This is a genomic window from Methyloversatilis sp. NSM2 (genome assembly GCF_038066675.1).
In the GTDB taxonomy this organism is placed as follows: domain Bacteria; phylum Pseudomonadota; class Gammaproteobacteria; order Burkholderiales; family Rhodocyclaceae; genus Methyloversatilis; species Methyloversatilis discipulorum_A.
On record NZ_JBBUKV010000016.1, the window covers coordinates 48,173 to 72,830 of the forward strand.

Genomic DNA, 24,658 nt, shown 5'->3' on the forward strand with positions numbered 1-24,658 from the left:
GTGGTGGTGATGGGGGGACTTGAACCCTCGACCTACGGATTATGAATCCGTCGCTCTAACCAGCTGAGCTACATCACCACGCGAAAGGACGCGGATTGTCGTTTAGACACCGGTACTTGTCAAGGACGGCGCAGCGGCCGGACAATCGCGGGTTGATTTCTCCTGGATGGGTTCGCACTGATGCAGCGGGACCTTGAATTCGATGTCGTGGTGGTTGGCGCCGGCCTGCCCGGACTCGCGCTGTGCGCGGCCTTGCGCCGTTCGCAGCTGTCGGTGGCGCTGGTCGAGGGGCGCATGCCCGAGTGGCCGGTCGGTGGCTGGGATGCGCGGGTGTATGCGGTCAGCCCGTCGAGCGCGCGCTTTCTTGATGCGGTCGGCGCCTGGGCGCATCTGGACAGCGGCCGCCTGCAGCCGATGACGCGCATCGAGGTGTTCGGCGACCGCGGAGCGCGGCTCGACTTTTCCGCCTTCGACGTCGGGGTCGGCGAACTGGCGTGGATCGCCGAATCCAGCCTGATCGCCCGCGAACTGTGGGAAGGCGTCAAGCGGCAGGCCAACGTGACCCTGCTGTGTCCGGCGCGGCCGCTGTCGCTGACCGTTGCCGACGGTCGCTCGCGGCTGGCGCTGGAGGATGGCCGGGTACTCGACGCCGCGCTGGTGGTCGGGGCCGATGGCGTCAATTCCTGGGTGCGCGCGCAATCGGGGCTGGAGGCGCGCTTCACCGATTACGAGGAACTGGGCGTCGTCGCCAACTTCCGCTGCGAGAAACCGCATCTGGGCACCGCCTGGCAGTGGTTCAGGCCTGACGGCGTGCTCGCCTTCCTGCCGCTGCCCGATCAGCACATGTCCATGGTGTGGTCCGCGCCGGAAGCGACCGCGCGCGAATTGCTGCAATACGACGCCGCTACGCTGGCAACACAGGTAGCCGCTGCCGGCGATCACGTGCTCGGTGCGCTCGAAGTGGTGACGCCGGCAGCCGGGTTTCCGCTGCGGCTGATGCAGGTGCCCAAGGTGGTCGCGCCCGGCGTGGCGCTGGTCGGCGACGCGGCGCATGCGATCCATCCGCTGTCCGGTCACGGCGTCAATCTGGGGTTTGCCGATGTGCGCGTGCTGGCCGAAGTGCTGGCCGGCGCCGACCGCAGCGTGCTCGGCGACGTGCGGCTGCTGCGCCGTTACGAACGCAAGCGGGCGGAAGAGGTGAATGCGATGCAGCTCACCACGCACGCGCTGCACGAGCTGTTCCGGCCGCAGTGGCCGGCGCTGTCCTGGCTGCGCAACAGCGGACTGAACCTGACCCGGCGCCTGCCTGTCGTAAGGAATGCGCTGGTACGCTACGCACTCGGCTGAGTACTCACAACCGGCGCGCAACGATGCGCGCCCTCACAAGGAAACTACATGTCCATCAAGCACACCGCAGCGCTGCTGTGCGCACTGGCTGCATCGACCGCCTGGGCGGGGCCGGAAGACACGATCAAGGCTGCAGTCGAGTCCACGCTGGGCGCCGGTGCCAAGGTCGAAGGCGTGACCAAGACGCCGTATCTGGGTCTGTATGAAGTGCGCGTCGGCGGAGAAATTCTCTACACCGACGAGAAGGCCAACTACCTCATCCTCGGCGAAATCCTCGACGCGAAGACGCGCCAGAACATCACCCAGGCCCGCGTGAACCAGCTGTCGGCGATCAACTTCGCCGAGCTGCCGCTGGACGTCGCGATCAAGCAGGTGCGCGGCAACGGCAAGCGCGTCATCGCCACTTTCGAAGACCCGAACTGCGGCTACTGCAAGAAGCTGGCGAAGGAACTGCTGACGCTGAACGACGTGACCGTCTACACCTTCCTGACGCCGGTGCTTGGCCCGGATTCGCAGAAGAAGTCGGAAGCGATCTGGTGTGCCGGTGACCGCCAGAAGGCGTGGAGCGACTGGATGACGGCCAATGTCGCGCCGGCCGCCGCAACGGCCGCGTGTGACACCGCCGGTCTGCAGAAGTCGGTTGCGCTGGGTGAAAAGTATCGCGTGCGCGGCACGCCGACCATCTTCCTCAGCAATGGCGAGCGCATTCCCGGCTACGTGCCGGTGGCGCAACTCGAAAAGCGCATGGCGGGTGTGAAGTAAGGTCCGTTTGCGCGTGAAAGGGCGCCGCCGGCGTCCTTTCTTTCAGAAGTGCGCGTTACTGCACCGTGCAGGACGCGTCTGAATCGCTGCCCAGGCCAGTGCTGCCATTCATCCCGGCCGGACCTGGACGGGCCGCGGTGGACGAGGGCAGCGACTCGTTCAGACCCGGATTTTCGGGCAGCGGCTGCGGCGCCGACTTGCTGCTCGACACGACGCCGGCTTGGCCGACTTCGAAGGTCTTGCTGCCGGCGTCGTTCTTCACTTCGATACTGCCCTCCTCGACGTCGAACACCAGCGCCGGCTCGCCCGACTTGCCGTCCTTCGCTTCTTCCAGCGCCTTGAGGCAGGCCGGATCGTCCTTCGTATTCTCGTCGCACAGCAGCATGCCGAAGCGCGTGCCGCGTATACCTATGGTGGCGGTGACCGTGCTCGCGCGATAGCCCTCGCGGTTGCGTTTGCCGATCAGGCCGGTCACCGCACGCAGGCCGCCTTTCACCAGGCTGTACAGCAGGCTGTCCTTTTCCGGCTTCGCCTCGTCGAAGGCGTAGCCGTCGATCTTCACCTGGCTGCGTGGCTTCAGCGCGAGCGACGAGCCGTCACCGAATTCGATGCGCGCCACCGTGGTCTTTTCGGTGGTGATGACGTCGCCGCTGTAGATCGACGAATCGCGACCGAGGATGCGCGTCTTGTTGTCGGCGGTCTGCACGTACATCGTGCCGGACAGATAGCTCACGCGGCCGGCGGCCGGCGTCGGCGTGGTCTGCGCAGCCAGCGGCGCGGCGACGAATGCCGCTGCCAGCATGAGCATTCGGGGGTTGGGAATGCGGGCGTTCATTGACGGACTCCTTAACGGCACTGCAGGCGGCTGGCGCGGAAGTCGCGCAGCGGCTGGTCGAACTGCGGGCCCGACGCGGTGGCGATGTCGCTCAGTGCATCCACGCTCGCGACATTGATCGGCGCGCTGATTTGCGGCGGCGTCGACGGCAGCACGATGCGCGGCGGCTGGAACACTTCCGGCAGCAGCGTGGTGGCGATCACTTGCACCTGCGGCTGTGTCACGGCCGGTTCCGACGTGACGGCAAAACTGATGTTGAACACGGCCGTGCCGCTGCCCAGGCTCAGCGTGAAGCGGGCGCTGTCGGTGCCGTTGAAGCCAGCGTTCGCCGTATAGATCCAGCCGGCGGCTTCTCCACTGACCGTGCCGTTCTGCGGCAGACCGGTCAGCACGGCGCCCGAGCGCAGACTGAAGCTGAATGGCGTGCCGCCCTGCGCGGCGTAACTGCGGTTGATCACCGGCTGTGATGTCGGCGAGAAGCTCAGCGTGCCGGCGCCGCCGATGCGGTCGAAGATGTCCGGAGGCAGGTCGCCGCCCAGTTCCATCGTCGCGTCGGCACCGATGACGAAGCTGCCGGCACCGGTATTCGCGATGCCGCCAGTCAGGCCCAGATTGCCCGAACTGGCGCTCACTTCACCGAAGTTCGACAGCAGCACGCCGATGTTCGAGCTGCCACCACCCACGGTACCTTCGAGCGTGCCGCGGTTCACCAGACTGCCGCTGCCACCGACCGCGGCGTTGCTGCCCACGCCGAGCGACGCGCCGCTGGCGACGATGAGTTGCGCGCCGCTGCTCATGTTGAGCCGGGTGCCGGCATCGATCAGCCCGCTGTCGGCGATCGTCAGGCGTGCACCCGCGAGGTTGAGCGATGCGCCGTCCAGCAGCGCATCGCCATTGACGATCACACTGCGGCCGGCGCCGCCGATCGAACCAGAGGTCCAGACGAGGTTCTCGGCAACGGTCAGCGTGCCGGTGCCGCCGATGTTGCCGGCCAGATCAAGCGTGCCGAAGCTGGCGTTGCTGTTGAAATTGACCAGCGTATTGCCGCTGACGCGCGTGGTGCCGCCGACCGAATAGACGCCGTTGACGTTGAACAGGCCGCCGGAGAAAGCGGTGAATTCGACGTCGCCGCCACCGGTGATCGACGAACCCGGACCGAAGTCGCGGAAGGCGTCGCGGAAGCGCAGCGTGGCACCGGCGTTGACCGTGTAGTCGCCGCTGTCGGCGCCGGGACCGGACAGGTCGGTGTCGTGAGCGAGCACCGACAGCGTGCCGCTGCGCACCTGCACGTTGCCGTCGTTGGCGAAGATCATGCCGCCGCCGCTGCCGAACTCGACCGTGCGGTTGGCATCGACGACGATGCTGCCGGTATTGTTCAGCCGTGTCGTCGTCAGGTTGCCGCTGCTGCCCGGCAGCACGTTCAGCGTGCCGTTGTTGGTGAACAGATTTCCGGTCAGCGTGCCACCGGCGTAGTTCAGCGTACCGGCGTTGTTCAGTGCGGCGCCGAAGTTCAGCGTGCCCCCGGTCAACGACAAGGTGCCGCCATTCAGGATCGTGGTCGGCGCGTTCAGCGTGCCACCGGTCAGCGTCAGTGAGTTGGCGTCGCCTATGGTCAGACCGGCCAGGGTGAGGGCCGGGTTCGCGTTCAGCACGACGTCGGCGCCGCCGGCGAGGTTGATGAACACCAGATCGTTCAGGCCGGGCAACACGTCACCGGTCCAGTTGGCCGCATCCAGCCAGTTCGACGTGCCGGCCCCACCGTCCCAGCAGATGCCGATGGCGCAGTTGGTGAAGCCCAGGCGGACCGTCGACGCGGTCCGTGTCAGCGAGTAGTTGCCGCTGGGTGCAGACAGCGCCAGCGACGACGCCTCCAGCGTGCCGCCGGCCGTCACCATCGCCAGCCCCATGCTCTCGGACGGTTGGGCGCCATTGATCGCCTGGATCGCCAGCACGCCGTCGAGCAATGTATTGCCCCGCACATCGAGTACGTCGTACTGGCCGGCGGCCGTGCCGGCGAATTCCGCTTCGATGCGGCCCAGCTCGTCCTGCTGCAGTCCGCCGATCACGGTTAGCGTGCCGACTGCGCCGGCGCCGCCCGGCTGCAGTACGCCCCGGTTGGTCAGCAGTGCACCGCCGAGGTCCAGCGTACCGTTGCCGGCGATGATGCCGCCGTTGCTCAGGGCCCCGGTAACGATGCGCGCCCCCGCTGCGATGTCCATCCGGCCGCTCAGTGTGGAGAGCGCGGACAGGTCGAGCGTGCCGCTGTCGGCGCGATAGCTCCCGCCCTGGTCGACCAGCCGGACGAAACTGGCGAAGCCGCTGCGACCCGTGCCGCTTGTCTTGGCAATTGTGCCGCTGTTGTTGAAGTTGCCGCCGGAGCCCGAGTTCTCGGTGATGTCGCCGTCGGTGGTGAAGTTGAAGCGACCGCTGTTGTTGAAGGTTGTGCTGTCGTTGATCAGCAGCTGGCGACCTTCGCTGGCGTAGTTCACGGTGCCCATGTTGTTGACGGTGACGCCGCTCAGCGTCAGGTGGCCGCCGTTGGTGTGCGCGCGCAGCGTGGCGATCGTGCCGGCCAGCAGATTCAGTTCGCCGCCACCGGATATGCTGGCGGCGCTGTCCCAGTTCATCGTGCCGGCGATGTCCAGCGCGCTGTTCCGGGCCAGGTTGAGCGTGCCGCCCGACAGATTCAATGCGCCCTGAATGCGGGCGCCGGACAGATTGACCGTCGCGCCGCCGAAGTTGGCGATGCCGTTCAGCGTGGCGCCGGTGGCGAAGGTGTGCGTGCCGGCGTTGAAGCGCACATTGCTGCCGACGATGTTGAAGACGCCGGCGTGGTTGCCGCCAGTCTGCAGCAGCAGGCTGCCGGTGCCCGAGTCGACCGTCCCGCCGTCGAGATTGTTGAAGCGGACGAAGCTGGCGAAACCACTGCTGCCCGAACCGCCGGTCTTGGCGAGCGTTCCGCTGTTGTTGAAATTGCCGCCGAAGCCCGAGTTTTCGGTGACGTCGCCGTCCGTCGTGAAGTTGAAGCGACCGCTGTTGTTGAAGGTCGTGCCGTCGTTGATCAGCAGCTGGCGACCTTCGCTGGCGTAGTTCACGGTGCCCATGTTGTTGACGGTGACGCCGCTTAGCGTCAGGTGACCACCGTTCGTGTGGGCGCGCAACGTGGTGCTGGATCCTGCCAGCAGATTCAGCGTGCCACCGCTGATCGTCGCACTGGCGTCCCAGCGCATCGCGCCATCGACGTTCAGTGCCGTGCCTGCCGCCTGGTTGATCGTGCCGCCTTGCAGATTGAGCTGACCGTCCACTGTGGCGCCGGACAGATTGACCGTCGCGCCACCGAAGTTGGCGATGCCGTTCAGCGTGGAGCCGGTGGCGAAGGTGTGCGCGCCACCGTTGAACCGCACATTGCTGCCGACGATGTTGAAGGCGCCGGCATGATCGCCGCCGGTCTGCAGCAGCAGGCTGCCGGTGCCCGAGTCGACCGTCCCGCCGTCGAGATTGTTGAAGCGGACGAAGCTGGTGAAAGCGCTGTTGCCGCTGCCGCCGGTCTTGGCGACGGTGCCGCTGTTGTTGAAGTTGCCGCCGAAGCCCGAGTTTTCGGTGACGTCGCCGTCCGTCGTGAAGTTGAAGCGACCGCTGTTGTTGAAGGTCGTGCCGTCGTTGATCAGCAGCTGGCGGCCTTCGCTGGCGTAATTCACCGTTCCCGCGTTGTTTATGGTGATGCCGCTGAGCGTCAGGTGGCCGCCGTTGGTGTTCGCGTTCAGTGTCGCGGTCGAACCGCCGAGCAGGTTGAGCGTGCCGCCGGCAAGCGTGGCGGCGCTGGTCCAGTTCAGCGTGCCGCCGAAATCGACGGCGACGTCGTTGCCGAGCGTGACACGCGCACCGCCACCGAGCGTGAGATTGCCGCCCAGAGTCGAATCGAGGCTGGCCAGCGTCAGCGACGCTCCGTTGATCGTCAGGTGGTTGCCGGCGCTCGTATTCAGGCCGGCGATGGTGTGCGAGCCGCTGTTCAGCAGCACGCTGCTGCCACCACCGAGCGCAATGAATACCAGATCGTTCACGCCGGGCAGCACGTCGCCGGTCCAGTTGGCCGCGTCGGTCCACAGATTGGTGCCGGCGCCGCCGTCCCAGCAGATGCCGCCGCACACGAGCGCGTTGTAGCTGAGACGGAGGGCATTGCCGGCAATCGAGGTCGCGTAGCCGGCGTCGGGCAGCGTCACCGTGGCGAAGCTGTTGCTCACACCAGCGCCGGTGGTGATCAGGTCGATGGCCACCGTTTCGCGAACGTAGCCCGGCGCTTCCGATACGACCAGTGCGCCGCCGAGCGTGGCGCTGCCACTGACGGCCAGCTGGTCGTACTCGCCGGCCGCGTTGCCGCCGATGGCCATCAGCAAGCGCCCGCCGCTGCCCTGAACGAAGTGGCCGGTCACCCGCATCGTGCCGTGCGTGTAGACACCGTTGAACAGATCGCCGACATGCAGCGTGCCGTCGTTGCGCAGTGTGTTGCCGGCCCCCACGTCTATCGTGCCGAAACCTTCGATCAGCCCGCCGGCGGCGTTGGTGAAGCCGCCAATGCGGCGCAGGGTCGCGCCGCTGTCGATGAAGGTGACGCCGTTGTGCGTGAGGCTGCCGCCGAACTCGAGCAGCGCGCCGGCGAACACGTCGATCTGACCGTTGTGCGTGAAACTGCCGCCGCCCGGGGCGCCGGCGTAGCCGATGCCGAAGCGCAGGCTGCCGCTGGCGACGTCGATCCGGCCGTTGTTGGTCACGACTGCATAGTTCGCCGTGCCGCCGGGGATGCCGAGGGTGCCGATGCTGGTTTCGCCGCCGCCGTTCTTGCTGATCGTGCCAGTGGCGAGGTTGTTCAGCGTCAGCGTGCCGACGCCGACCGAGCGGTCGCCGAAGCTGAAGTTGCCGGTGATGTCGACCAGCCCCGCGTTATCGACGCGAGCGTTGCCGACGACGTCGATGTGGCCTTCCTGCCAGGCCAGCGTGCCGAAGTTGCTGAGTGAACCGGCGCCGAAGCGCTTGTAGCTGGTGCCCTGTACGTCGTCGCTGCCGGTGGTGCTGAGGGTCAGCGTGGCCCCATTGGCGATGACGAGGTTGCCGGTCAGGGTGCCGCGCGTCCAGCCGCTCTGTCCGGTGAGTGTGGCGCTGCCGCTGCCAGCGAAGGTGCCGCCGTTCCAGTTGTAGCGGCCGATGGCCGATGCCGCATTCACCGTCAGCGTGCCGCCGGACTGCGTCACGTTCGCCGCCTGGAAGCCGGCCTGGGCAATCGCCTGGGCGTTGCCGGCCAGTTCGAGATTGGCGATCGAGGTCGGCGCGGTCATCGTGAAGCGGGCCGAGTCCTGCACGCGCACGGTGAAGCTGCCGTCGGCGATCGCCGGTGCGGTCGACGCCGCGGTGGCCACCGCCGATTCGATGAATTCGATGCGACCGCCGCCGTCGAACTGGCCGGTCGTGTCGAGCAGGTAGCTCGCGCTGCCGCCATAGCGCACGGTGGCACCGAGCGCGACGTCGATGACGCCGGCGTTGGTCGCGCCGCCGGTCAGCGTCATCGATCCGCTCGCGTTACGGACGGTCGCACCCTGGCGGACGTCGACGCGTCGGGTCGAACTGCGCGTGCCGGCTGCGTATTCGAAGGTCGACCCGGCAGCGAAGATGGAACTGCCGCTGCCGACCATGTCGCCACCGGTCCAGCTCGATCCGGCGCCGGTGAAGGTGACCGCGCCGCTGCCGCCGAAGCTGCCGGCGGACAGCAGCAGACGGGCGATCGAGGTCTGTGCGTTGGCGGTGAAGCTGCCGCCGCCGATGACCAGATCGCCGGCCAGCGCGGACGCCGCCTGTCCCGAGGTGCCGCCACTCAGCGTCAGGGCGCCGCCGCTCAGCGTGAGCGTGTTGCCGACTGTCGTCGTCAGCGACGCAATGGTGTGTGTGCCGCCGGTGAGCTGCACATTGACGCCGTTTTCGAGGTCGATGAACACCAGGTCGGTGGTGCCGGGCAGCAGATCGGTCGTCCAGTTCGCGGCGTCCGTCCACAGCAGTGTGCCGGCGCCGCCGTCCCAGCAGACGCCGCCGCAGATCGCGCCGGCATAGCTGAGCACGTGGCGGTTGCCGACCGTCAGCGTGCTGTAGCCGGAAGGCAGCGTGACGCTGGCGAAGCTGCCGCTCAGTGTGTTGGCGCTGACGATGTCGGTCTGCAGCGCTGCCGGCTGGTAGCCGGCCAGCTGAGTGACCGCCAGCGTGCCGCCCAGCGTGGCCGCGCCACTGACGATCAGCGCGTCAGTGCCGGCGCTGCCGCGCTCGATCTGCAGTGTGCCGTCGGCGCCCTGCACGTACTGCCCGGTGATGCGCAGCGTGCCGACGGTGTCCGCGCCGCCCGGCGCGACGACGCCTCGATTGAGCAGACCGGTGCTGCCGACGATCAGCGTGCCGTGGCCGGCGATGGTGCCGGTGCTGGTCAGTGCGCTGCCGCTGGTACTGAAGCTGGTGCCGGACAGCAGTTGCAGCACACCCGGGTTGTTCGTGAAACCGTCGGCCATGACAGCGCCCTGCGCCACGGTGAAGCTGCCGGTGTTGACGAAGCGGATCGGGCTCCAGAAATTGAAGGTGCCGTTGCCCTGCTTCACCAGCGTGCCGGCATTGACGAAGCTGCCGGCGCTGCCGCTCTGGTACCAGGCGCCGCCATTGGTGTTGCTGGCGGTATCGATGTACAGCGTCGCGCCGGCGGCATTGGTGAAGGTGGCGTTATCGCCGAGATAGAAATAGCCGCCCGGCTTGTAGAGGCTGCTGTTGCCGGAGGCGTTGGTATGCACCATGGAGCGGCCGTTGAGACCGAACGAGTTGCCGCCGGAGAGCTGCAGCACGCCGCTCACGGTCAGCGTGCCACTGCCGCTGACATCGCCACCGGTCCATTCGTAGCGACCCGTCAGCGCGTTGTCGCCGCTGCCGGCGAGATAGCCGCCGCTCTGCCGCACGGTGATACCGAGGTCAAGGCCGTCGGCCAGCATCAGCGTTCCGCCACTGATCATCAGCGGACCGCTGCCGGAGAAGGTCGCTGCCGCGCCCGCGTTGGCCGTTACCGTGGTTCCCGGGGCGGTGACGATTTCAAGGCTGCCGTTGGCGCCGATGACGTGGTGGCCTGCGAGCAGATGAGCCGGCGCGGTCGTGCTGATCACACCGAGCGTGACGCGTCCCTGTTCGATCTGCAGCGTACCGTTCTGCGTCAGCGCGGCCAGGCCGAAGCTGCCGAAGTCGAGGCGACCGCTGCCCGACTTGATCAGCGTGCCGGTATTCACGAAGCTTCCGGCGCTGCCGGAGTCGTGGTCGATGTACATGACGCTGCTGCTGCCGGCCACGTCCAGCCGCAGTACGCCGCTGTTACGGAACACGGCGCCGTTTTCGAGATTGAAGCCGCTGGCTGACGTGTTGGCGATGCGGCTGTCGCCGCTCGCATTGACGTGGTCGAGCAGCGTGCCGTCGCGCAGATAGACCGTCGTGTTGCCGGTCTGCAGGAAGCGGCCGCGTTGCGTCAGCGTGCCGCCGCCGTTGATCGTGCCACCGGTCCAGCTCAGGTCGCCGGTCACCTCGGCGGCGTTGGCGCTGCCGATGGACAGCGTGCCGCTGCTCAGTTCGACGTCGGCGGCGACCGTCGTGCCATGACCCAGCACCAGCGTGCCGCCGCCGACGGCCAGAACGCCATTGCCATTGACGGCGAAGCCGCTGGCGGTGGTCGTGCTCCCGGCGCGCACCAGCACGCGTGCGCCGTCGGCGATGGCCATGCTGCCGCCGAGCGCGATCGATGTGCCACCGAACTCCACCGTGCCGGCGTTCACCGCGAAGCTGCCGCTCTGGTTGAAGGCGAGGGAGCCGTAACTGCCGAAGTCGACGCGACCTTCGCCGCTCTTGACCAGGGTGCCGGCGTTCTCGAAGCGACCGCCGCTGCCCGCGTCGTGGTCGATGTACATGATGCTGCCGGCGCCGGCGGTATCCAGCGTGAGCACGCCGGTATTGCGGAATACGGCACCGTTCTCGACGTTGAAACCGCTGCTCGACGCGTTGGCAATGCGGCTGTCGCCGGCGGTGTTCGTGTGCAGCATCTGCAGGCCGTCGCGCAGATAGACCGTGGTGTTGCCGCTCTGGATGAATGCGCCATTCAGCGTCAGCGTACCCGCGGTAGCCAGATCGGCCGCCCGCACGGTGCCGCTGTTCCAGATGAAGTCGTCGTTCATCGTTGCCGAGCCGGTCAGTGACAGCGTGCCGGATGCCTGCGTATAGGCCACGTCGATGCGCGCGCCATCGGCCAGCGTCAACGTACCGGACTCGTGCAGCAACTGACCGTCACCGGAGAAACGTGCCGTGGCGCTGATCGTGCTGGTGTGCGAACCGGTGAGCTGCAGCGCGGTACCGTCCGCCAGAGCGGTGTTGCCGGACAGCAGATGGCCGCTGCCGCCCTGGACGATGATGCTGCCCTGCTGGAGGTTGAGCTGACCGGCCTGTTGCAGGCGGGTCGGGTTGTAGATGTAGAGGGCGCCGCTGCCGGTCTTGTTCAGCGTGCCCTGGTTGTGCAAGGTCCCGCCTGCGCCGCTGCTGTAGTAGGTGCCGAAGTTGCCGCCGCTGGTATCCACCGTCAGCACGGCGCCTGCGGCATTGCGCAGTTCGCTGGTTCCGCTGAGGTAGAAATAGCCGCCCGTCTTGGCGATGCGGCTGTTGCCGCTGGCATTGGTGTGTACCAGCGTCGTGTCGTTCAGTCCGAAGGAGTTGCTGCCGCCGCCCACGTTCAGTACGCCACTCAGCGTGAAGGTGCCGCCGCCGCCGATGTTGCCGCCGGTCCAGTCGAGATCGCCGCTTGCTGCGGTCGAGCCGGCAACGTTCAGGGTGCCGCCGCTGAGCGCAACGTCGGAGCTCAGGCTGCTCAGGTTCAGGTTCAAGGTACCCGACACCACCTCGATCCGCGTCTGTCCCTGGTCGGCGTTCAGATTGGCGGTGTGGCCAGCCACTCGCAGCAGCGACGAAGGCAGCGCAAGTGCCGCGTTGTAGTTGACCGTGCCGCCGCGGATGTCGATCGCGTCGAACGCCAGCCCGGCGCCGGCGAAGGTGCTGGTGCCGTTGTTCTGCACGAAGCTTGCGACGTGACCGGCACTGTTCGCGACGAACTGGCTGCTGCTGTTCAGCGTGATCAGATCAAGGTCGAGCGGCCCCTGTGCAGTGAGCCGGCTGCTGCCGTTGAGCGTCAGGCTGCCGGTGACGCGGGTGAGTCCGGCGACGGTGAGGGTGCCGCCGTTCATCGTCAGATTCTCTTCCGACAGCAGCGAGCCGACGGACCAGTCGCCGCTCGATATCGTGATCGTCGGCGTCACGCCGACGCGGTCCGCGATGACGGTCTGTGTCGGGTCGTTGGGCGCCACGCCGAGTGACCAGTTGGTACCGGTGGCCCAGTCGCCACTTGCATTGCTGATCCACTCGTTGATGCCGGTCAGTGCCGAACCGATACCCAGCAGGAAATTGCCGTTGCCGTAGTAGCTGCCATAGCCGAAGCCGGCCGGCACGTCGAGCGATGCGAACTGCGAACTGCCGACGCGCGAGCCGAAACGCAGCACGCGGAACGCCTCAGTGCTGCCCGGGGTGAATCCATTCACGTGCGTGGCCTGCAGCGTACCTCCGAAGGTGAGGCCGCCCGAGACATCTACGGCACCGTACTCGCTGCCGCGCGTGCGCCCGCCAATGTCGATACGCAGCGTGCTGTCCTGCGTCAGCACCAGATTGCCGCTCAGGTTCAGCACGCCGCCCTCGGCGAATATCGTTCCGGTATTGGTCAGCGTGCGTCCGCTGGCGTCGAAGGTGCCGGCGCCGCGCAGCAGGCCCGTGCTGATGAAGCTGTCGCCCGCGTGGAAGCGACCGCCGGCCAGGCGCAGCGTGCCCGTGTTGGTCCACACGTCCGTGCTGGCCCAGCTGTTCAGCGAAATTTCCTTGCCGGCGGTGTTCGCGGAAATGGTGCCGGCGTTGGAGCCGTTGTTGCCGAAGTAGATGTGACCGCCGTTGGAGCCGGCGACGGTGACGCCGGCGCCGATGGACAGCGAGTAGGAGCCGGAGCCATAGCCGAGGTAGTTCGCCGCGCGCACGGCGTTGTGTGACCCGCCGAAGAGGACGGAGCCGTTGCCACCGATGGACCAGGCACCCGAGGTGCCGCGCAGGAAGGTCGAGTTGCCGCTGGAGGCGAGAGTGACTTCGGCGTTGTCCAGCGTGAGTGCGCCGACGATGTTCAGGTCGCCGTTGTTGGCGATGGTCATGCGGCCGCTGTCGGCGACGCCGGCGACATTGGCGAGGGTGACGTTGGCAAGCGCCGCGCCGTTGCTGCCGCCGAAGGACGAACCGGAGAAGCCGGCGTAGCCGGTGTTGAGCGCGCCGCCGTCGGCGTTGTTGATGCGCACGACGCCACCGGAAATGGTGCCGCCGGAGGCGAGGGCGCCGGTCGCGCCGTTGAGCAGCAGAGTCGAGTTGGCGTTGTTGAGCGTGCCGACGAGGTTGAGCGCGCCGCGGTCGGCGTCGGCCGGGCGGACGAGGGTGTTGAAGGAGGCAGTATTGAAGGAGCCGCCGAGGAAGAGGATGCCGGAATCGAGCCTGAGGGAGCCGGAGCTGGACCAGGTGTCTGCGGTGGTGAGGATGCCGCCGTTGGCACGCAGGGTGCCGGAGTTGTTCCAGGTATCGGTGGTGGCCCAGCTCTGGACGAGGATTTCCTTGCCGGCGGTGTTCGCGGAAATGGTGCCGGCGTTGGAGCCGTTGTTGCCGAAATAGATGTGGCCGCCGTTGGAGCCGGCGACGGTGACACCGGCGCCGATGGACAGCGAGTAGGAGCCGGAGCCATAGCCGAGGTAGTTCGCTGCGCGCACGGCGTTGTGCGACCCGCCGAAGAGGATGGAGCCGTTGCCACCGATGGACCAGGCGCCCGAGGTGCCGCGCAGGAAGGTCGAGTTGCCGTCGGAGGCGAGAGTGACTTCGGCGTTGTCCAGCGTGAGTGCGCCGACGATGTTCAGGTCGCCGTTGTTGGCGATGGTCATGCGGCCGCTGTCGGCGACGCCGGCGACATTGGCGAGGGTGACGTTGGCAAGCGCCGCGCCGTTGCTGCCGCCGAAGGACGAACCGGAGAAGCCGGCGTAGCCGGTGTTGAGCGCGCCGCCGTCGGCGTTGTTGATGCGCACGACGCCACCGGAAATGGTGCCGCCGGAGGCGAGGGCGCCGGTCGCGCCGTTGAGCAGCAGAGTCGAGTTGGCGTTGTTGAGCGTGCCGACGAGGTTGAGCGCGCCGCGGTCGGCATCGGCCGGGCGGACGAGGGTGTTGAAGGAGGCAGTATTGAAGGAGCCGCCGAGGAAGAGGATGCCGGAATCGAGCCTGAGGGTGCCGGAGCTGGACCAGGTGTCTGCGGTGGTGAGGATGCCGCCGTTGGCACGCAGGGTGCCGGAGTTGTTCCAGGTATCGGTGGTGGCCCAGCTCTGGACGAGGATTTCATTGCCGGCGGTGTTCGCGGAAATGGTGCCGGCGTTGGAGCCATTGTTGCCGAAGTAGATGTGGCCGCCGTTGGAGCCGGCGACGGTGACGCCGGCGCCGATGGACAGCGAGTAGGAGCCGGAGCCATAGCCGAGGTAGTTCGCCGCACGCACGGCGTTGTGTGACCCGCCGAAGAGGACGGAGCCGTTGCCACCGATGGACCAAGCACCCGAGGTGCCGCGCAGGAAGGTCGAGTTGCCGTCGGAGGCGAGAGTGACTTCGGCGTTGTCCAGCGTGAGTGCGCCGACGATGTTCAGGTCGCCGTTGTTGGCGATGGTCATGCGGCCGCTGTCGGCGACGCCGGCGACATTGGCGAGGGTGACGTTGGCAAGCGCCGCGCCGTTGCTGCCGCCGAAGGACGAACCGGAGAAGCCGGCGTAGCCGGTGTTGAGCGCGCCGCCGTCGGCGTTGTTGATGCGCACGACGCCACCGGAAATGGTGCCGCCGGAGGCGAGGGCGCCGGTCGCGCCGTTGAGCAGCAGAGTCGAGTTGGCGTTGTTGAGCGTGCCGACGAGGTTGAGCGCGCCGCGGTCGGCATCGGCCGGGCGGACGAGGGTGTTGAAGGAGGCAGTATTGAAGGAGCCGCCGAGGAAGAGGATGCCGGAATCGAGCCTGAGGGTGCCGGAGCTGGACCAGGTGTCTGCGGTGGTGAGGATGCCGCCGTTGGCACGCAGGGTGCCGGAGTTGTTCCAGGTATCGGTGGTGGCCCAGCTCTGGACGAGGATTTCCTTGCCGGCGGTGTTCGCGGAAATGGTGCCGGCGTTGGAGCCATTGTTGCCGAAGTAGATGTGGCCGCCGTTGGAGCCGGCGACGGTGACGCCGGCGCCGATGGACAGCGAGTAGGAGCCGGAGCCATAGCCGAGGTAGTTCGCTGCGCGCACGGCGTTGTGCGACCCGCCGAAGAGGACGGAGCCGTTGCCACCGATGGACCAGGCGCCCGAGGTGCCGCGCAGGAAGGTCGAGTTGCCGTCGGAGGCGAGGGTGATTTCGGCGTTGTTCAGCGTGAGCGCGCCGACGATGTTCAGGTCGCCGTTGTTGGCGATCAGTACCTTGCCGGCATCCGCAGCGCTGCCCAGTCGCGACAGCGTGACATTCGACAGCGTGCCGCCGGTCGCCCTCAGTTGCGATCCCAGCATCAGCTGAAGCGCACTCAGCGTGCCGCCGCTCATCGCGCTGCCGCTGCCCGCGGTGATCAGGCGGCCACCGGCAATGGTGCCGCCGCTCAGTGTCAGGGCGCCGGTTTCCAGCTGGGTGCCGATGTTCAGCGTGCCGCCCGACATGGTCAGGCGGCCGTTGATGACCGAGTCGTCGACCAGCGTCAGCGTGCTGCCGCTGATGACGATGTTCTCGTTCGAATAAAGACTGTTGACGACGAAGTTGCTGGCCGGCGAGGTGTTGCGCACGGTGACGGTCAGGTCGCCTGCCTGATCGATCACCACGTCGTTCTGTGCGCCCGGAATGAAGCCGCCAGCCCAGTTCGACGCGACGTCCCAGAAGCCGGAGGACTGCGCTATCCAGGTGCTGGCGATGCTGCCGGTGGCGAAGCTGATGGCGTTCGAGAAACTGGTGGCGGTGAGGCCCAGTGTGCCGCTGTCCACAGTGTCGAACGTGCCGCTGAGGCAGCCGTCGGCACCGCAGGACAGCACGGTGTAGCGATCCTGCGCGCCGAAGCTCAGGCCGTTGGCCGGTGCGAGGCGCAGGTCGCCGTCGAGTGCGGCGTTGCCGCTGACGACCAGGTGGTCCTGCTCGGCCGCGAGCGTGCCCAGCACGTCGGCCTCGATGATGCCGCTGGCGGTCTGGGCATAGTGGCCGGTGAGGGTCAGCGTGCCGGCTGCGCCGTTGCCCCCCGGGCGCAGCGTGCCGGCGTTGGTCAGCGTGGCGCCGCCGAGATTGATCGTGCCGCTGCCCTGGACGACGCCGTCGTTCTGCAGCGCGCCGGCGATCAGCGTGGCACCGTTGAACACATCCAGCGTGCCGGCATTGACCGGGAAGGCGCTGGCGGTGAGCACGCCTTCCTCGACCCGCAGCGTGCCGCTGTTGGTCAGCGGCATCGCCAGCGTCACGGCAGCGGTGCCGGTCTTGCGCAGCAGGCCGGCGTTGTCGATGCGCCCGCTGCCACTGAAGGTGAAGCCGGTACCGCCAGCGATCTCGAACTCGCCGGACGCGAGTACGGACAGGCGGCCGCCGTCCTGGATCTGCAGAGCGCTGGTAGCCGAGGTCGTCCGCGCGGTGCCGGCGATTTCCAGCGTTCGTGTCAGTGTCTTGGCGCTGGTGGTCAGGAAGCGACTGCTGCCATTCAGGCGCGTGACGCCGCTGCCGCCCATGCTGCCGCTGCTCCAGTCGAATCCGGTGTTCACGCTCAGTGTGCCGACACCATTGATCGATCCGGAGGTGAAGCTCAGCAGACCCGACCCGTTGATCGCGCTGTTGCCGCTGGTGCTCAGCGTCGCGCCGGACAGCTCGAACAGACCACTGCCGATGCTCGCCGATTCGCCGCTATTCAGTGTCAGCAGGCCGGAGTCCGCACGCACGCGTGCGCTGCCGGTGGACGAGAACACGGCGCCGGCGATGCTGCTGCCCGCCGTATTGCCGTAGATCGACAGCACGCCGCTGCCTGCGGTGAAATTGCCGCGCAGGTCGAGGTAGCGGATGTAGGCGACGCCGCTGCCGGCGGACTTCGATACGGTGCCGAGGGCGACGATGCCGCCGCTGCCGCCATTGCTGGTCGAGCGCTCTATCCGTACGTCGTCGCCGAGGGTGAGCGTATGTCCGGCGGCGATTTCAAGGGTGCGGTTGAGCGTGCGAACGGGATTGCCGGTGAGGCTGGCCGAGGTGACCAGGCGCGTCGTGCCGCTGCCGGCCATGATGCCGCCGGTCCAGTCGAAACCCGAGGCGATGGTGAGCGTGCCGGCGCCGTCCACCGTACCGGCCACCTGGCGGAAAGTGCCACTGCCGACGATGGATGCGTTGCCAGCGGTCGACAGCGTGGCACCGTGCAGTTCAAGACTGCCGGCGGAAACGGTGGCCACCTGTCCGATGGTCAGCGTGAACAGGCCCGAGTCGAGGCGCAGCGAACCACTGCCGCTGGTCGAGAACGCGGTGCCGTCCAGGCTGGTTCCCTGCGTGTTGCCGGTCAGCGACAGGATGCCGCTGCTGGCCGACAGATTGCCGCTGATGTCGAGGTAGTTCAACGACGCCGTACCGGTGCCGGCGGACTTCGTGAACAGACCCAGTGCGACGATGCCGCCGCTGCCTCCGCTGCTGGTCGAGCGGTTCAGCGCGACGCCGTCGCCGACGGCCAGCGTGCGGCCGGCCGCAATCTCCAGCGTGCGGTTGACGGTGCGCGTACCGCTGCCGGACAGCGTCACGTCGCGCAGCAGGCGCGTGGTGCCGCTGCCGCTCATCGATCCGCCCCCAGTCCAGTCGAAGACCGACGCGATCGACAGCACCGCGCTGCCGGCCAGCGTTCCGCCACCTGACAGCAGCAGGCGGCCGTCACCGGTGAAGGCGCTGTCGGTATCGACGCTCACCATGCCCGAATCGAGATGCAGCTGTCCTTCGCCATTGAGGTCGAAGCTGCCGGCCAGGCGGTTGCCGACATTGCCGTCGGCGCGCAGCGTCAGTTCGGTACCGGCGCCGAGCACGATATCGCCGTCGGCATCGGCGCTGAACAGTGCGCTGCCGCCGTTGCCCGACGCCAGATAGATGAGGCCGTTGCTGGCGGAAGTGCCCAGCGACCCGCCAGCGGCGACGTGCAGATGACCGCCATTGTTCAACTGCAGGTAATAGCCGCTGGTGTTGCCGAAGACCAGACTGCCGGTGACGTCAAGCCGGCGGCCGAGGTACTTGTAGGCACTGGTGTTGTCTATCGTGCCGTTGCCGCCGACGGTGGTCGTGCCGCTGCCGGTCATCGTGCCGCCAGCCCAGGTGAAGGCGCCACCGATGTCTACGTTGCCGCTGCCGCCGAGCGTGCCGCCTTCCATGCGGAAGGCGGAATCGATGGTCAGTGCGTGATTGGCGTTGAACGTGGCGCCGCCGCTGAGGCGCAGCCGGCCACTGCCGTCGAAGCGGGTTGTGGCACCGGTGCCGATCACGCCGGAATCGAGGTGCAGATCGCCGCTGCCGCCCAGTTCGAAGCTGCCGGCGATGCGGTTGCCGCTGTTGCCGTCACTGCGCAGCGTCATGTCGAAGCCGCTTGCCGCATCGAGGCGCGCGCCGTCGTCCGCGCTGAAGGTGGCGGTGCCGCCGCTGCCCGCCGCCATGTAGATCAGGCCGCTGGCAGCCGTGGTGAACAGGCGCCCGGTGGCCCCGAGGTGCAGCGTGCCGCCGTTGTTGATCTGCAGGTAGTAACCGCTGCTGTTGCCGAATTCCAGATTGCCGGCGATGACCAGGCGACGCGACAGATATTTGTAGGCCGAGGTGTTGTCGATGACCGCAGTGCCACTGACAGTGGTGGTGCCGCTGCCCGCCAGCGTGCCACCGGCCCAGGTCATCGGACCGCTGATCAGCAGATTGCCGCTTCCGCCCAGCGTGCCGCCCTCGAAGCGGAACTGCGTCGAAATGGTCGACGCGTGATCGATGCTCAAGGTCGTGCCACCGCTGATGCGCAGCAGGCCGGTGCCGCCGAAGCTGCTGGTGGCGGAGGTCGTGAATACGCCGGAATCGATGTGCAGCGCGCCGTCGCCATCGAGTACGAACTGCCCGCCCAGCGTGTTGCCGGCGTTGCCGTCGCTGCGCAGCGTGAGCGTGGTGCCGGTGCCGACCGTGATCGCGGAACCGGCGGCGGCAGAGAACGCCGCGTTGCCGCCGCTGCCTGCCTGCATGTAGATGAGGCCGCTGCTGCTGGTCGACAGCCGTCCGCCGGCCGCCAGATGCAGTGAGCCGCCGTTCTCTATGCGCAGGTCGTAGCCGGTCGAATTGCCGAAGGTGAGATTGCCGGACACTTCGATCCTGCGGCTTACGTACTTGTAGGCCGAGGTGTTGTCGATGACGGCGTCGCCGGTCAGGCGGGTGGTGCCGCTGCCGCCGAAGCGGCCGCCGCGCCAGTCGAAATCACTGGCGATAATCAGCGTGCCGCTGCCGTTGATTGCCCCGCCGCCGCTCATGCGCAGCAGGCCGTCACCGCCGAAGGTCGCGTTGCCGTCGACATTGAAGGCGCCGCTGTCCAGGTGCAGCACGCCGGCGCCGTCGAGATCGAAGGAGCCTGACAGCTGGTTGCCACTGCTGCTGTCGCTGCGCAGCGTCAGCAGGGTGCCGTCAGCGACGTCGATGCGACCGCCGGCATCGGCGCTCAACGTAGCCGTGCCGCCGGTGCCGGCCTGCATGTAGATGAAGCCGTTCGTCGTGCCGGTGGCGAGCGTGCCGGTCGAACCGATGTGCAGACGCCCGCCGTTGCCGATGCGCAGGTCATAGCCGGTCGGGTTGTCCAGCGTCAGCCTGCCGTCGATGCGCAACGTGCGCTGCAGGTAGCGGTAGGCGCTGCTGTTGTCGATCAGGCCATTGCTGCTCAGCACCGTGCTGCCGCTGCCGTCCATGCTGCCGCCACGCCAGTCGAACAGCGTACCGACCGTGAGTAGGTGGCTGCCGCCGATCACGCCGGAGTTCGCCAGACGCAGCGAGCCACTGCCGCTGATGGTCGTATCGGCACCGGTGTTTATCCGACCGGCCGCCAGCAGCAGCACGCCGTTGCCGGTGGTGGTGAAGCTGCCGGCGATGAGGTTGCCGGCGGCGCCGTCGGAAGACAGGTTGAACGTGCTGCCGTCGCCCAGACTCAGGCTGGCGCCGCTTTCCGCACTGAATGTGGCGGTGCCGGCCGACGCGGTCAGGCGCAGGAAGCCGTTGGCGCTGGCGGTACCGACGCTGCCGCCGGCACTGATGTTCAGTCGCCCGCCATCGCGCACGTACAGGTCGTAACCGGCGCTGTTGGCGAATTCGAGCTGGCCGGTCACGTCGAGCCGGCGATCGAGGTAGCGGTAGGCGGCGCTGTTGTCGATCAGGCCGCTGCCGGTCAGCGTCGTGGTGGCGCCGCTCAGCATCTGACCGCCTTGCCACAGCAGGTCGCCCAGCGTCAGCGCGGAATTGCCGCCGAGGTTGGCGGCCAGCGTCAGGCGTCCGCTGATCGACGATGCGGCGCCATTGAAGGTGAGCGTGCCCGATGACGCGCTGTAGTCGCCGTCGATGTGCGTGCCGTCGGCCGCGTTGAAGGTAACGCCGCCAGTGACAGTGCCCGCTTCGATGTCGATGCCGGCGCCCGAGTTGTAGCTGCTGCCGCGCAGGTCCACGGTCGAACTGCTGCCGGCGCGGATCAGGATGCCGCCGCCTGCCGCCTGCAGCACCGGCAGGATGATGTCGGCGCGCTGGTCGCCGATGGCGCTGCCATTGCTGTAGCCGGTCTGCATCGTGATGCTGCCGTCGCCCTGGGTGACGATGCGCAGGCCTGCGCCATGCCAGCCGCCGGTGACCAGGTCGATGCCGGCGCTGGCGCCGCCTTCTCCCGCGCCGAGGTTGCGCGTTTCGATCAGCAGACTGCTGCCTTCGGCCAGCGTGAGCTGGCCCGCCGTTTCGCCGGCGGCATTGCCGCTGCCGGTGTAGCTGAACTGCGAGGTGCCCACCGTCACCGAACGTTGAGCGCGCAGGATGATGTCGGTGGTCTTGCTCTGTTCCTCGATTTCGCTTTCGTAGATTACCGTCGGGCCCAGCGCCTCGGCGGTGAGGGTGCCTGGCGCGCCGCCGTTGAAGGTCAGGCTGCCATCGTTCGATCCGTCGCCGCTGCCACCCTGGATCACCATCGCCAGCGGGTCGAGCAGCAGCACGCCGTTGCGGCCGCGTGCCGCCGAGGTGTCGGTGCGCCCGCGATAGAGCAGGGCGACCTTGCCCGAAACCTCGACCTGGCCGCCATTGCCGCCGCGCTCGCCGCCGCGCGCCCAGATGTTGCCGTGGAAGGCGGTGGCCTGGTCGGCCCACACCACCACCTTGCCGCCATCGCCCTCGAACAGCGCGTCGGCCAGCAGGCGGGCGCCGCCGCCGATCCAGCTCACCTGGGCGTTGCGCACCTGCGGATTGGCGCCCTGCCAGTCGCCGCCGACCAGCACTGAGCCGCCGCCGGTGTCGCCGGATGTGTCCAGCGTGGCGGTGCCACCGACCAGCACGGTGTCGGCGGTGACTTCGATGTGGCCGCCCTTGCCGGCGGCTTCGCTCGTCGTCGCGACGGGCGCCGGGCCGGACCCGGTCACGGGCAGTTCGATATCCTCGGCCGTGCTTGCCGGGGCCGGTGCAGGAGCGGCAGCGACGGGCAGCGTGCCAGTGGCGCGCAGCGTGCCGTCGACGCTTGCCTTCTGCGTGGCCGCGATATCGATTCGGCCGCCCTGGGTGCCGCTGGCCTCGACCAGGGCGCCGGCCTCGATCTTCACCTCCGGTGCGGCGATATCGATGTCGCCGCCAGCGCCGTCGGCGGTCTTTGCTGTCGTTTCCGACTGTGCGGTCAGCGTGACCGACTTCGACCCGCGCAGCACGATGCGGCCGTCGGCGGTGCGGTGCGCACCGGTGGCGCTGATCTTGCCGGCCTGCGTCAGCGCGGCACCGAACATGCCGACGTTGCCGCCACGGGCGATCAGCTGACCGAGGTTGATCGCCTCGCCGCCCGCCTCGACCCGCACCCGCAGTGCGGGCTGATGCGGGTCGGCGATTTCTACGCTCTTGCCGGCGGCGAGCACGATATCGCCGTTGTCGGCGGTGATCAGGCCGGTGTTCTCGATGTCGGTGGCTATCAGCAGCAACGGGCCGCCGGTGGTCTTCAGCGTGCCTTCGTTGCGCAGCTTGCCGGCCGCGCCTTCGGCGTTGAACTTCAGGCGCCCGGCGGTGAAGTCCTCGTTGCTGATGTTCAGCGTCGAGGCGACCAGCCCTGCGGTGTCGACCTTGGCGCCGGCGCCGAACAGCACGCCGTTCGGGTTGATCAAGAAGACGCGCCCGTTGGCGATCAGATTGCCCAGTATCTGCGACGGATCCTGCCCGACCACGCGGTTGAGCACGGTGGCGGTCGAGTGCGGCTGGATGAAGCGGGTGGTTTCACCCGGCTGGATGGAGAACTGCTTCCAGTTGATGATGGCGCGGTCGCTGGCCGTGATGTTCAGCGTGCTGCCCTGGGTCTGGATCCCGACCTGGCCCTGCACGATCTGGTGTCCGGTCGGATTGGCGATGACCAGGCCGGGCAGCGCTGCGGCCATGGCTGCAACCAGTCGGCGCAGCGCGCGACCGCCACTGTTCTTGCCGCGCGCACAGGTTTCTTCCGGTACCGGCACATAGCTGCGGTGTTCGTCGGAGAAAACCAGTCTGTAGCGACCCTTGTTCATTTCGGCCTCAAGTTCTTCTGAAACGGGCCGTGAACAGGATGCGCGTGTGTTCGCGACGCAAGGTCCGGTGCCCGTGCTGCTGCTGCTTTGTGTCGCGCAGGCAGACGTTGCATGCGCGAGTTTTCGCGATTCGGGGTGTTTCGCCGGAACCGGCCGCATGCCACCGGGAGGTGGCTTTCAGGCGGTCAGAAGTTCAGGCTGAACGTTGCGTGCACGCGGTGGCTTCCGGAGTCGTATCTTCCTGCTCCGTCAATAAGTTGAGCGTAGTCGATCCGCCCAGATAGCCACGTGGAAAAGTTGACGCGTAGCCCCACGCCCGCCGAAAAAACTGCCTGACTTGCGTCTTCTCCGGCCAGCGGCCGCACGCGATAGAGGTGGGCGGTGTCGGCGAACAGCACGCCGCGCATCACCCAGGTGTCGTGCACCCAGGCCGGCGTATCGAGATCGGCACTGACACGCCAGCCGCGGTCGTCGGCGAGCACGCGCTCGCGCAGACCGCGCACCGAATCGGCGCCGCCGATACCGAACTGTTCGCCCGAAACCAGCTCGTCGTTCGTGTATTGCGCCTGTGCCTGCAGACGCACGCGCCAGTCCCGGGACAGCAGCTGCAGCCAGGAGGCGCCGGCCCGGATCACCGCGAAGCGCGCGTTGGCGCCGCCGCGCGAGGCGGCGAAATCGCTGTCGCGGCCATGTTCGCCACCGGGCAGGTTGCGCGCATAGCTGACGTTCAGGCCCGCTTCGCGCAGATCGTTGCGCCAGTTTCCGCTCCACGACAGGCTGACCGGATGGGTGATCACCCGCGGCACCAGACTGCCCGGCACATTCTCCAGGACGAAGCTGCTGTCGAAATCGCGCCAGTCGGCCGCCAGGCTGACGCGCTGCGTCAGCTCCCCATCGCGTGGCAGGTGCCAGTTGTAGCGGGCGGAAAAGATGCGGCCGGCGCCGGACACGCTGGCCGTTGAATTCAGCACCTGCACCTGGCCCGAATTCACGCTCGAGTAACCGGCGACCAGATCGATCGAATTGCCGCTGCTATACAGCGGAATGCGGTAGCCAAGGCCGAAGATGGTGACTTCGGACGGCTTCTCTATCGAAGTCGTGTACTGGAAGGTCGCCACATGGTCGCGGTTGAACAGGTTGGCGTGCTGCAGCCCGATGGCGACGCGGTGGGTGCCGGTCGATGGCGTGCCGCTGTTGTCCACGGTGACGAAGCGGCGCAGCGGCTTGTCGTCGGCCACGGAAATCGTCGCCGCGATCTCGCCCGGCTTGCGGCCGGACTTGAAGGTCACATCGGTCTGCTTCGACGAATTCTCGTTGGCCAGCGACAACTGGCGCGCCACGTCGGTCGTGTTCGGCATGCGGCCGTCGGCCAGAGCGGGCAGGCTGGCGCGGATGTTCTGTTCGTCGTGGTGTTTGGCGCCCTGCAGCGTGATTTCGGTCAGCTTGGGTTCCAGAACTTCCAGCACGACGGTGCCGCCACTCAGTTCCTGTTCCGGAATGCTGACCTGGGCTGCGCCGAAGCCGCGCTGGTGGTAGGCGGCCTGCAGTGCGGCGCGCGCCGCTTCGAGCTGTCCGAAGCCGACTTCGGCGCCGGTATAGGGCGACAGCATGGCGTCGATTTCCCCCGGCCGGAAAACCGTTCCGCCGGCCAGCGAGTAGGCGCGCACCTCGAAGCGGGGGCCGTCGGCACTCTCCTCGGCGCGCGCGTCGGCGAACGACAACTGGACTGCACAGATGCACAGCAGGAGGGAAAGTCTGGGCGACACCGAGGACCCCGTCGATCTTCAAGTTCTTGTATTCGACGGAGTTTAGTGTGTTTGTA

At 67.5% G+C, this 24,658-nt stretch carries 5 protein-coding genes and 1 tRNA gene; 2 read left to right on the forward strand and 4 right to left on the reverse strand.

The window, feature by feature from the left end; all coding sequences use genetic code 11:
• Window position 1 precedes the first annotated feature (1 nt).
• Window positions 2–78 (reverse strand) — tRNA-Met (locus tag WJU27_RS18680).
• A 102-nt stretch (window positions 79–180) separates the two neighbouring features.
• On the opposite strand from WJU27_RS18680, the gene WJU27_RS18685 reads away from it, so the two are divergent.
• Together WJU27_RS18685 and WJU27_RS18690 are read left to right on the forward strand one after the other, a co-directional pair.
• Window positions 181–1,347 (forward strand): UbiH/UbiF family hydroxylase, encoded by a 1,167-nt coding sequence (locus WJU27_RS18685; protein WP_341423059.1) that lies wholly within the window; start codon window positions 181–183, stop codon window positions 1,345–1,347.
• Between the two features lie 48 nt (window positions 1,348–1,395).
• Entirely contained in the window at window positions 1,396–2,109 is a 714-nt protein-coding gene (locus tag WJU27_RS18690) for a DsbC family protein (protein WP_020166010.1), read from the forward strand.
• Between the two features lie 55 nt (window positions 2,110–2,164).
• On the opposite strand, the gene WJU27_RS18695 is transcribed toward WJU27_RS18690, so the two are convergent.
• The 3 genes from WJU27_RS18695 to WJU27_RS18705 form a co-directional block, all read right to left on the reverse strand.
• Complete coding sequence (locus tag WJU27_RS18695; RefSeq protein ID WP_304011504.1) at window positions 2,165–2,944, reverse strand: FecR family protein; 780 nt, start codon at window positions 2,942–2,944, stop codon at window positions 2,165–2,167.
• A gap of 11 nt (window positions 2,945–2,955) precedes the next feature.
• Window positions 2,956–22,836: a filamentous hemagglutinin N-terminal domain-containing protein gene (locus WJU27_RS18700; RefSeq protein ID WP_341423061.1), complete on the reverse strand. Its 19,881-nt coding sequence runs from the start codon at window positions 22,834–22,836 to the stop codon at window positions 2,956–2,958.
• Between the two features lie 185 nt (window positions 22,837–23,021).
• Entirely contained in the window at window positions 23,022–24,557 is a 1,536-nt protein-coding gene (locus WJU27_RS18705) for a ShlB/FhaC/HecB family hemolysin secretion/activation protein (RefSeq protein WP_157257253.1), read from the reverse strand.
• Window positions 24,558–24,658: the final 101 nt, after the last annotated feature.

What these genes read in the sequence shown, in the direction of transcription:
- WJU27_RS18685 (WP_341423059.1), top strand. Translation starts at nt 181, where the DNA reads ATGCAGCGGGACCTTGAATTCGATGTCGTGGTGGTTGGCGCCGGCCTG.
- WJU27_RS18690 (WP_020166010.1), top strand. Translation starts at nt 1,396, where the DNA reads ATGTCCATCAAGCACACCGCAGCGCTGCTGTGCGCACTGGCTGCATCG.
- WJU27_RS18695 (WP_304011504.1), bottom strand. Translation starts at nt 2,944, where the DNA reads ATGAACGCCCGCATTCCCAACCCCCGAATGCTCATGCTGGCAGCGGCA.
- WJU27_RS18700 (WP_341423061.1), bottom strand. Translation starts at nt 22,836, where the DNA reads ATGAACAAGGGTCGCTACAGACTGGTTTTCTCCGACGAACACCGCAGC.